Origin of the sequence: Lutibacter sp. (assembly GCF_040883305.1) — a bacterium.
Lineage (GTDB): Bacteria > Bacteroidota > Bacteroidia > Flavobacteriales > Flavobacteriaceae > Lutibacter.
In genome coordinates, this window is sequence record NZ_JBFLKT010000008.1 from 1 (window position 1) to 10,839 (window position 10,839).

The window sequence follows — 10,839 nt, forward strand, 5'->3', positions numbered from 1 at the left end:
TAATGACCAATGTGTTGCGTAAAAATTCTGCCAGTGATCATATGTATTTGGCAGGAAGTATAGATAAACTAATAAATAAGTAAATTTAAGAAGCTCCAGAAAGTATTTCTGAGGCTTTATTCCTAACATTTTCATTAATATCATTTATAACTAATTGAACCAGCGGTTTATATTTTGAATCGTTGGTTTTTTCAATTAAATACAATACGGCGAGTTTTAATTTACTGTCTTTTCTTTCTAATAAAGTGGTATAACATTCAGCTTCACTATAAACTTGTAAGTTCAGTTTTTTTATTTTTTCAGCAGAAATAGTTTCGACCAAAATAGATTCAGCTATTGGAATTAACTCCTTTTTAAGTTGAATATTTAAAATATTATCTAAAAATTCTATTGCATGTAACCGTTGTTCTTCCTTTCCTGTTAAAATAATGTTTAGTATCGGTTCCACGTCATTTGGTGGGTATTTAATTCCTAAAAATCTAAACATACGCTGCAATTGCCTGTCTAATCGCTGTTCTAATAGGTGAATCAACCCGTTTCGGGCTTTTGTTATTTCAATATTTTCTTCTAACAAACCTTTCTGTTTATATTCAATTACAATTTGAGAATGAATAATTGAAAGCGTGTTTTGATATAAAAAACATTCATCTAAAATTTTATCAACTATAAACCTATCTTTTATGTATAAATTTGGGTATTTCCATTTTAATCTTTTTAAAGCTTCTATAGCTTCTATTTTGACAGAATGTTCTGTTCCATCTGTTAATTTTTTTAGTGCAGTTATCGCTTTTTGAGAAGCGAATTTTTCAATAACAGCAATTACATGAGTGGCATCTTCTATATCAATAGTTTCTTTATATACTTTTTTTACTAAAATATCTATAATTGGCACACCATAACTATATAGCGCGTCAATAGCTGTTTTTCTAGTATCTTTGCCAGATAAATGATCTATAATTAAATCGATAAATTGTTGATCAAGAGTTTTAGCAGCGCTTAGAATGGCTGTAATTTGTAATTTTAGACTTTTAGATGTCAATTGTTCTTGTAAAATGTCATAAAAATTTACTGATTTTGAATTTCCTATTGCTTCTATAATGGCTAGCATTTTATTCATTTTTTCTTCTTCGGAATTCATAAATTGCCATTGCACTAAAGCTTGTCTTAATCTATTTTCTAAACTAAAGCGTTCTTGAGATACATGATTGTTCCTTAATTCGAGAGACAGGCCAACTAACGCGGCATTTGCTATTGTTATATCATTAACATTTAGGTATTTATCAAAAATCTCAATTGAATCTTTATCGTAGTGTTTTAATAAATATCTAAAAGCATCTGTGGTTATTTGCTGGTCTTTATCATAAATCATTGATTCTATTTGAATGCATAGGTTTTCTGTTTTTAAATAATATAGATTTTCGATTGCCAATGCTCTTACCTTTGTTGAATCGTGATTTAATAATTTTTTTATTGAATAAAAAAATCGATCATCTTTTGCTTCTAACGTTTTTTGAAGCATATGGATAATCTGGCTTTCAGAACCATTTTCAAAAACTTTTTTTACAGTTTCAATAATTGAAGTAACTGGTATTTCTTTTTTTGCTGCTTTTTCCTTTTTGGAATGAGAAGTTTCCAATAAATCTTTAAATGAAATAATATATTCTTTTCTAAGGTGATATATATAATAAATCCAAACCGAAATTAAAGTAATAATTATTAAACTTATTGAGGTTGATGAAATGTTTAAACCATTGATGAAAAATATCAAAATAAAACCTGCCAAACCTGTTGCAATACTATCAACAACAACATCTGTAAATGTCTTTGTTTTCTTTTTAATATCAATTGGAATTGGAATTGAAAGTAATTCGGTTGCTGCCTTATTTACAGATTGTTTTAAACTTCCATCAACAACTTTAATAGCAATTATTACCCATAATTGTGGGGTGAAAAGTAATAAAAAGGATCCAATTAAAATTCCAGATGGCAGCCATAACAATGATTTTCCAACGCCAAATGTACCAACAATTCGTTGGGTTAAAAACAATTGAACTAAAAGGGAAATAACACTTAATGTTGAAAACCAAAATCCGAAAAATGCTGTTAATTTTTCTGGATCTTCAATAAATTTTGAAGCATAATCACTGTATTGATAGTCCACTAATTTAGCAACCAAAACACTTAAACCTATTACAATGGCAATTAAACTAAGCAATTTTGATTGTTTTATTAATTTAAAAGGGGATTCTTCTTTTGGATTTGACCTAAAGGATACTTGAAATGAGTTTAGTTTAACCACCTCATTTCTCCAAATGTATTTAGTGATAGGTAAACAACCTGCTAGTAAAATTGCAGCTACAAATAATAAGCTTTCGGTTTTTATAAAAGTTGCTAAAAGTGAAGTTAAGTAACCTCCAAAAATTCCACCAGCAATTGCACCTGCACCAATAAAGCCAAAAACCCGTTTTGCTTCTCTAACATTATATACAAGATTTGCTAAAATCCAAAATTGAGAAGCTGTTAATAAACCAAAAATAGCAACCCAGATGTATGGAATGTATAAAAGTAGTCCCCCAGCAATATTAATAGTAAACGCAATTCCAAAAATAATTAAAGAAATTACAGCTCCTAATAATGTTCCTTCTATAACCTTATTTAATGGTTTCTTTTCTAAAATTTTATCGTAGAAATAAGAGCCTATAATAGCCATAATTGCAGTTAAAACATATCCTAATGGTAAAGCTGAAGATGTAAGTTCCGATAAAAAAAGAGAATTTATAGTTGGTTTAACAATAAGTAATGTAGTAATAAGCAAAAAAATATTTAACTGTAATAACAACGTCTTTTTTAGCTCATCTTCTTTTAGATCAAAAGCTTTTAGAATATATTTTTTTAGCGAAATAATTTTAAACATTTAAAAAGTTTATTACTTGTCTTCACTGTTAACTTAGTTAACAGGGTGTATTCCAATGATAAATAATTACATGTTAAATTTAATACCTATTTGATAAAGATATTGAATCTATTTAAAAGAAAACCATCCTTATTTTATAAAATAGGGATGGTTTTCTTTTTTTTATGATACATTTTTAAGCTCTGACAGTTGTTTTTTTAAGTACTTTTTCAATAGGTTTTACTAAACTTCTAATTATCTGTTCTCCACTTTCATCATCTATTAGAGCAACAAGAATGTACCTTCTTTTAGGGTCTTTACCCCAAACTAATATTGAATCGGAATGGAAATTCTTCCAAGATCCAGATTTTCTGAATAATCTAGCATTTGGAGCAATTTGGTCTAGCGTATTCACAAACTTATGGTGAAGGGCAGGGTTTTCCATAATATCTAACATTTGCTTTGAACGCTCAGGATTAACTAACTTTCCATTAGCTAGTAAGTAATAATACTTACAAACTTGGTCAACACTTGCAGCATGACTTAAATTTAAAATCGGTTCTCTATTAGTATCTCCACCACCGCCATAGCGTTTTCCAACCCAAAGACCGCCGCCATCTTCTTTATTATATAATTCATATTTTTCATGGGTCATTACACTTGCAATTTTGTCGTAACCTAATCTATCAATCATTCTAGTAGCCGCTTGGTTACTAGATTTACTAATCATTATTTTCATATCATTAGTAACTTCTTCAGTTTCTATAAGTTCTCCTTTTTCAATCGCATCCATTGCTGCTAATAAAATAGATATTTTTGGTAAACTTGCAGCATACATCATATGGTTTCCATTTATGCTTGCATATTTTGTAATTTTTGGATTGCTCAAATCAATCACACCAACAGCCATTCTGTTTTGTGACATTAATGATTTCCATTTTGGATTCAAATTTAATTCCTTTTCTAAGTTTGTTTGGAGTGAAGAATTGGACAAGCTTTTTAAAGGTATTAATTTTAAATTATTTTGATGTATTGGCAATTCATTTTGTGACAATAGTGAAAAAGTAAAAAAGTATAGTAAAACTATAAGTAATTGATTTGTTTTCATTTAGATTGTTAAAGGTTTAAAATTTGATATCAAATATATTTATTTTTTTGACACATAAAATGTTAAATTTTTTGTTGAGCATAAAATAAAATCTCCTCATAAAATAAGGCTTTAAACTATAATTTGGTTTGATAAAATGTTAATTTTTATATAAAATGACTAAAAAATATTCTAATTGAGCATTTATCAATTTAAAAATGAAGAAAAAAACAACTAGTTTTTACTTTAAACAATAGCAATTAAAACATTTAATAATTTAATTATAAAGGGTTTGTAACTTTTTTAAATTTATGCCAAAATACTTTCGTGTCCAGAGTCTTTAACAAATAGGCAGGTGCTTTTTGTTTTTTCTGACATTTCTTTCACAAACCCAAATTCTAAATCTTCATGCATTCCAAATATATTTAGATCAGCAGGTGGAGCCTTCATTATGATTGAATTAAAATCTCCAATGTAAACTTCAGTCAAAGTTTCTGGTAATCGCGCTAAATTTATTAAAGAACTCAAAAATTCTTTGGCATTATTTTCTTCATTAGAATCTGTAATTACAGTAATTAATCTAATGCGTGCTCCCCAATTCATTTTAAGTTTGTAAGCAACTAATAATGAAAGATCCAGATTACCAATATCCCAACCCAAATCCCAATTATTCTGTCTGTCACTTATCCAAACATTGATTGTATTTCGTTGGCCTAATAATGCCGTTGGATGCGATAAATAGAGTAAAACTCCAATTTGAAGTCTAATTGATTCTTTCATTACAGGTCTTAATTCATTTTCATAATCATCGTGATCTTGCATATTTAAAAAGACAATATTGGGTTTAAAAAAAGCACCTTGAAGCGCTTGACTTCCATAATTTATCCCTTTCGCAAATTCACCTGTATGAATAACTGAAGATGATGAAAACACTTCCTTTTGCCTAAACGAAGTAGAAATTGCTTCTAATTCTTCAGCTAATGTACTCGTTTCAGAAAAAGGTTCAATTCCTAAAAGTTTTATGGAGCCTTTCGGTTTGGCAATATTTCGCAAAAATTGAAAAGTTCCTTTTAAACCATTAACATCTCTTACAGGAACCATTAAATTAGCTTTCCAGGCGCGTTGCTGCATTTTTTTCATTCCCCAAGTATGTTTGGCAGCCCATTCTGCAAATGAAACAAATAATCCAGATCGCACGTCTTCAAAAGGAGTTTCTAAATTTTGTCTGGATAAATACCAATACACTGCCAATACAATTGTAATTGAAAGTAAGCTAATTGTTGGGTTTATTATAAACATTGTAAAAACAGATGAAATAAGTCCGAACCAAGGCACCCATCTATGTATTTTAAATACAGGACGATAACTAATTAATCCAAGATTTTGTTCAATAATAACCACAATATTAATCATAGCATAAGTAATTAAAAAGAACAGTGTTACCAAAGGCGCAACCGCATTTAAATTTCTTAATAGTAGTGTTAAGAAAATTAATATTCCGGTTACTAACATGGCATTTCTTGGTTGTCCATTAGTACTTTGTCCAGCTAAAAATTTTGAATACGGTAAAACTTTATGTTCACCCATAGCAAATAAAATGCGAGATGAACCTATTATGGATGCCAATGCTGAAGAAAATGTTGCTCCTAGAATTCCAGCAATGATTACAGGCCCCACATAAGCTTTTTCTACCATGATATAGTAATTATTTAGTAATTCTTCTTCAGTGGCACTTCTTGAGATCCAAAATGCTAAAAGTATATAAATAACAAAACTGACACCAATTGCCCAAAGTGTTCCAGTAGGAATACTTTGTTTTGGGTTTTTTAATTCTCCAGACATATTTGCACCAGCCATAATTCCAGTAGCAGCTGGAAAAAAGACAGCAAAAACAATCCAAAAATTACTACCACTAAATCCATTTTCAACAGAACCTTTAAATGAGCCCCAACTTAAAGCTTCACTCGTAGGAATTGTCATAGAACCATCGTATGCTGCAATAATTATTGAAACTATTGATAATGCAATAATTCCTAAAATAATAAACTGAGTTTTAATTGCCAGATTAGCACTAATATAAGCAATTGTAAAAAGTACTACAAAAACGATGATATCTACCAAAAACGCATTATGCTCAGGAAAAACGCCTAACCAACCTTCTCTAAAACCAAAAATATACATGGTAACAGCCAACCCTTGAGAAATGTAACGTGGAATTCCCAAACTACCACCAACTTCTAAGCCTAAAGCTTGCGAAACTAGGGCATAGGCACCACCAGCTCCTATTCTAATATTTGTGGTAATTGCAGACATAGAAAGTGCCGTACAAAGCGTAATTAAAAAAGAAATAATTATGATTAACCACGCACCTAAAAGTCCGGCGTTTCCAACAACCCAACCCATCCGTAGGTACATAATAACACCTAATATGGTAAGCAAAGTAGGTGTAAAGACACCTCCAAAAGTCCCAAATTTTTTAATTGTTTTAGTTTGATTATCCATTAAAATAAACCCGTTAATTTTGAGTATTAATGTACAAATTATTCGGCAATCAATTTAAAGAAAGTTTTTAACCTTAATTTTCTTTTATCATTTTTATCAAATACGTGTGTTAAAAAATAAAAAAAAAGGAGGAAAGCAAATAAATGAATTCTTTAAAGGTGAATACTATTTAACAACCAAAACTCCTGAATTTTATCATTTTGATTATTTTTATCAATAATTTTTACAACTTTTGATAATAGATTTTTGAATTCATTAGTCTTATAATTAGCTGCTGATTGCGAAAGTATTGGAACTAAATCAGATACATCAATAGCCTTTAAAGTGTTATGTCTCCATTTTTCACCTTCAATAACAGGGGTTAAATAATTTATGGCTAATGTTAAACTTTTTTTATTTTCAGATTTGTAATACCACATGTGCATACCAATTCTATTACCTATTTCTGCAATATTTGTTAATGCCTGTAAATTGAAACAACTATAGGAAAATGACTTTGTTCTAGCCAGCTCATGTGTTTGCCCGCCTTCGTTATTTAACATTTCTTCCAGACTATTTTGAGCCAATTCAACCATTTCTTTTACTAGTGGTTTATCATCTAAATAAAGGGCTAAGGCAGCTACTTGAAAACGATACCACGAAACATGATTATTTTTTTGCTTACTTCCTTTAATACCAAGTTTACTTTTTGTCAACCAATTTAAATAATCGGTGAACCACGCTGTTATTTTTGTCTGATGATTTTCACTCCAATAGTTAGATTTTGAAAGTAAGTTAATGGCATCTGGAACATACATAACTATTGATCGGCCATCTAAAATACCTGTTGCTCTTTTATTCGAATTCCCAGGGACACTTTGTGCAAATTCTAAGTGCGGATTCATAAGGGTTTCTGGATTTAAAAACCAAGTTTCAATCATGCTAACTGCTTTTTGGGCATATTTTTCATTATTTGTAAAATAGTACGCTAAACTAAGCTTCCAAACTCCAGTTCCCATAAAACCCAATCTTTTTCTATCAACGGCATCTGTTTGTGTTTCTGGGTTGGTATTTCCATCTTGTCGCACCCAAGGTAATCCATCTGCTGTTTCAGGATTTGGCCACCAATACCTGCTAAGACTCAAATAATCGTGCTTATTCCTGGTTGGAGGAAGTACGGTTTTATCGATAACTGTGGGGTTTTTAATCGTAAGTAATTTATCAGCGTTTTGAATTAGTTTTTTATAAGCTGCAAGTGTTTGTTCAGAAGCTGTTCCATTCTCAATTAGTACTTTAGATTTGGACAAACTACTGGAATCTATCCGTATAAAAGGATTTGTAGTTGCTTTTGTATTAAAAACACACACTAACAGGATAACAAATAAGATCTTTTTTCCTTTTATCATAAATGACTTTTTAAAAAAATAATTAGGCTTACCAAGACTCTATAATTAACGCAGGACTTTCAATAGCATACGATTCTTGTTTAAAATTGCCATAGTAGTTGCAATTGTTAAAACCAGCTTCATTTAATAGATATGATAATTCTTTTTTTAATAATGGTAACAACTCTATACTGTTTTCAATTATTTGTTGGGTTGCTTTTACCGTTAAACGTGTATTAAAATCAATTTTATTTTCTAATTCTCGATAATAATAATTTCGTTCAAATAGAATTTCATCATTTTCTAAAATAGGTAACTGTTTAATGTTTTTTGTAAGAATTTTATCATAATTGACTATTTGAAGCAACAATTTCCCCTTTGGTTTAAGCACCGTTTTTGATTGTTGTAAAAAATCTGCTATTTCCTCTAACGAATTCAAATGAACCAAAGTATTTCCAAAACAAACGATACCATCTATCGAATTTTCATCAATAGAGTCTTCTAGTTTTAGCATACTTATTTGTTGAAATTCAACAGATTTTAACTCCGTTTGCTTATTTTTTGAAGCTACTCGTATCATTTCAGCGTCCATATCAATTCCTAGTACATTCTTGTAATATTTAGTCAGTTCAAAAGAAAGCGTTCCAATGCCGCACCCAATATCTAAAAGGCTAGAATCACTTTCTGGAATTTTTGTCTTAATAAAATCAACTTGATTTACATTGATTTTAAAAATATGATGATAATAAGACGCAATTTGCTGATAAAAACTCATAAAAATTATTTTATCATCAAAGATAGTTGTTACAAACTATTATAAAAAGTCTTTAAAAATGCTTTTGGAAACTATTATAAAACACAACATAACAATTCTTTATTGAAAAATTGCACCTTGTTTATTAATCGCAATTATTTTTTAATACTTTTATTTCCATCAAATTGGTCCAAACAGCGTGCTCAAAGTTTTTAGGCGAAATTCTAAACAATATAATTGACTTGTTACTCTCTTCGCAAAATGTTTGTTCAATCCTAAAGTTTAATACTAATGGTTTTCTAGTTATAAAAGTATCGTAAATGGTTACTTTTCCAATAAAACTTCCTTCTTTAGTTTTTGTAATTTCCACGGTAGTTTTTGGCAATACAAGTCCTTTTTCTTTATTAATACTTTCCAATAAACCATCGTAATACTTTTTTAAATAATCTTCTACTTTAATTATTGTTAATTCTTTTTCAATATTAACTTTCCATGCAAACGCGTAAGTCCAAAAACTAGGATTTTTAGTGTCATTCCAACCTTTTGGAAATCTAGCATCTTCAAAGCCTTTTAGTTTAATGTTTTTTGCAAAATGTAAAGGGATAGCAAATAACTCTTTTCCCCAGGAATCTTTAGTTTTTAAAAGATCGGTACTGTATGAAACACTCAATTTTTTGAGCATTTTAATGGCATTATTATTATTTGGATTTAGTTCTAAAGACTTTTTATAATTGGCAATTGCCTTATCATTTTTCCCTAGAGTCATAAGTGCTTCTGCATAACTATCGAAGGGATTGTCTCTATCTGGAAACACTTCAGTAGCTAACTTAAAAATTTTAGCTGCATCTTTAGGGTTTTCTGCATGTAAAAATTTGTAACCTGCAACAACAAGTTCTTGTTCGCTTGCATGGTATTTTGGTGAATCTTTATTTTTTTTATAAAATTGAATACCTTCATCAATTCCTTTATTTTCGATTGTTTTAACCATAAATTTAGCTAAAGGAATTAAAGGTAAATCATAAGGTTTATCATATAATATCCCTGTTATTGCAGTTGTTAGAGAATTACGAAAGGAATGACTGGTATTATTTAAGATTATAATTGAAGCATTGCGAGACGGAATTCTGGTATACATTGAACGAAAACCGCCTATAGAGCCACTATGACCAATGGTTTTTACCTTTTCTGAAGTTGTACCAACTGGTTTATCTCTAAGTGCCCAGCCATACCCATAATGCGCATTGACATCAACAATGTGTTTTTTGAACATTAAATCCAAATATTTTCTGGGTAAAAGCGTTTCTGAATTCAATGCTTGATCCCAAAGAAATAGATCTTCTACTGAAGCATAGATAGCTCCAGCAGCATAAGCTGTTGTCTCATCTGAATTATCATTGTCATAGTATTCCCCGAAATTTCTGTAATAACCAGATGCCATATTTTTAATTAGTGGTCTATGCCTATAAAACCCAGAGTTTTTCATCTTTAAAGGTTTAAAAATCCTTTCTTGTAATAGCTCCTCATAAGACTTTTTTGTAAGGGTTTCTAAAATGTAACCCAAAAGCGTATAACCTGAATTACTGTACTCAAAACGCTCACCAGGTTTAAATTGAAGTGGTTCATTTGCAAATTGATGAACCATGGCTTCAGGTGAATTGTATTTTTCTTGGTTTGATGCATCACGACCAATTCCAGCTGAGTGTGTAAGTAGGTGATGAATTGTAATTTGATCCCCATTTACTTTCGGATAACCCTTAAGATAGGTCGAAATAGGTGCGTGTAAATCCAATTTATTTTCAGCAACTAATTGCATCACTAAAAGTGCCGTAAAAGATTTTGTCATAGAAGCTATTTGAAATTTAGTAGTTACTTTGTTAGGAATATCCCATTCCATATTAGCCATTCCAAAAGCGTTTTTATAAATAATTTTCCCTTGATCGGCCACTAAAATTGTACCACTAAACATCTCATAATCTGAATATATTCCAACTAATTTATTTATTTTTTCAGCTTTACTTGTTGCATTATTTTTGACCTGTGTTTGTGAACAGGCAGCATTTGATAGTGTAACTATCAATAACATTGCAAGGATTAAGTTTTTCTTCATAATTAAATTTTTACAATTGCTGTATTCAACACAAACAATAGTAGATATTATATTTCTGTAAAGTGTCAAATAAATGTAAAATAAGTGTCAATAGGAGTAAAATATATCAAAATAACGCTCTAGTACTATTAA

Annotated in this window: 6 protein-coding genes; all 6 read right to left on the bottom strand. The window is 29.9% G+C overall.

Annotated features, from left to right (window positions below):
- Positions 1 to 85 precede the first annotated feature (85 nt).
- The 6 genes from AB1Z17_RS00180 to AB1Z17_RS00205 all read right to left on the bottom strand — a co-directional run bounded on the left by AB1Z17_RS00180 (position 86) and on the right by AB1Z17_RS00205 (position 10,707).
- A complete protein-coding gene (locus AB1Z17_RS00180; RefSeq protein WP_368049772.1) occupies positions 86 to 2,914 on the bottom strand; it encodes an Npt1/Npt2 family nucleotide transporter in 2,829 nt (942 codons plus the stop codon).
- Between the two features lie 175 nt (positions 2,915 to 3,089).
- Complete coding sequence (locus AB1Z17_RS00185) at positions 3,090 to 4,001, bottom strand: serine hydrolase (protein WP_368049774.1); 912 nt, start codon at positions 3,999 to 4,001, stop codon at positions 3,090 to 3,092.
- Between the two features lie 288 nt (positions 4,002 to 4,289).
- Positions 4,290 to 6,482, bottom strand: a complete 2,193-nt coding sequence (locus tag AB1Z17_RS00190) for an amino acid permease (RefSeq protein ID WP_368049775.1) — start codon at positions 6,480 to 6,482, stop codon at positions 4,290 to 4,292.
- 152 nt (positions 6,483 to 6,634) lie between these two features.
- Positions 6,635 to 7,867 carry an alginate lyase family protein gene (locus tag AB1Z17_RS00195; RefSeq protein ID WP_368049776.1) on the bottom strand — a complete coding sequence of 411 codons (1,233 nt, stop codon included), beginning with the start codon at positions 7,865 to 7,867 and terminating at the stop codon, positions 6,635 to 6,637.
- A 28-nt stretch (positions 7,868 to 7,895) separates the two neighbouring features.
- Positions 7,896 to 8,621, bottom strand: coding sequence for a class I SAM-dependent methyltransferase (locus AB1Z17_RS00200; RefSeq protein WP_368049777.1), 726 nt, complete (start codon positions 8,619 to 8,621; stop codon positions 7,896 to 7,898).
- 124 nt (positions 8,622 to 8,745) lie between these two features.
- Positions 8,746 to 10,707, bottom strand: coding sequence for a serine hydrolase (locus AB1Z17_RS00205; protein ID WP_368049778.1), 1,962 nt, complete (start codon positions 10,705 to 10,707; stop codon positions 8,746 to 8,748).
- Between the last annotated feature and the right edge of the window lie 132 nt (positions 10,708 to 10,839).

Coding starts and splice junctions, on each gene's coding strand:
- AB1Z17_RS00195 (WP_368049776.1), bottom strand. CDS start 7,867: ATGATAAAAGGAAAAAAGATCTTATTTGTTATCCTGTTAGTGTGTGTT.
- AB1Z17_RS00180 (WP_368049772.1), bottom strand. CDS start 2,914: ATGTTTAAAATTATTTCGCTAAAAAAATATATTCTAAAAGCTTTTGAT.
- AB1Z17_RS00200 (WP_368049777.1), bottom strand. CDS start 8,621: ATGAGTTTTTATCAGCAAATTGCGTCTTATTATCATCATATTTTTAAA.
- AB1Z17_RS00205 (WP_368049778.1), bottom strand. CDS start 10,707: ATGAAGAAAAACTTAATCCTTGCAATGTTATTGATAGTTACACTATCA.
- AB1Z17_RS00185 (WP_368049774.1), bottom strand. CDS start 4,001: ATGAAAACAAATCAATTACTTATAGTTTTACTATACTTTTTTACTTTT.
- AB1Z17_RS00190 (WP_368049775.1), bottom strand. CDS start 6,482: ATGGATAATCAAACTAAAACAATTAAAAAATTTGGGACTTTTGGAGGT.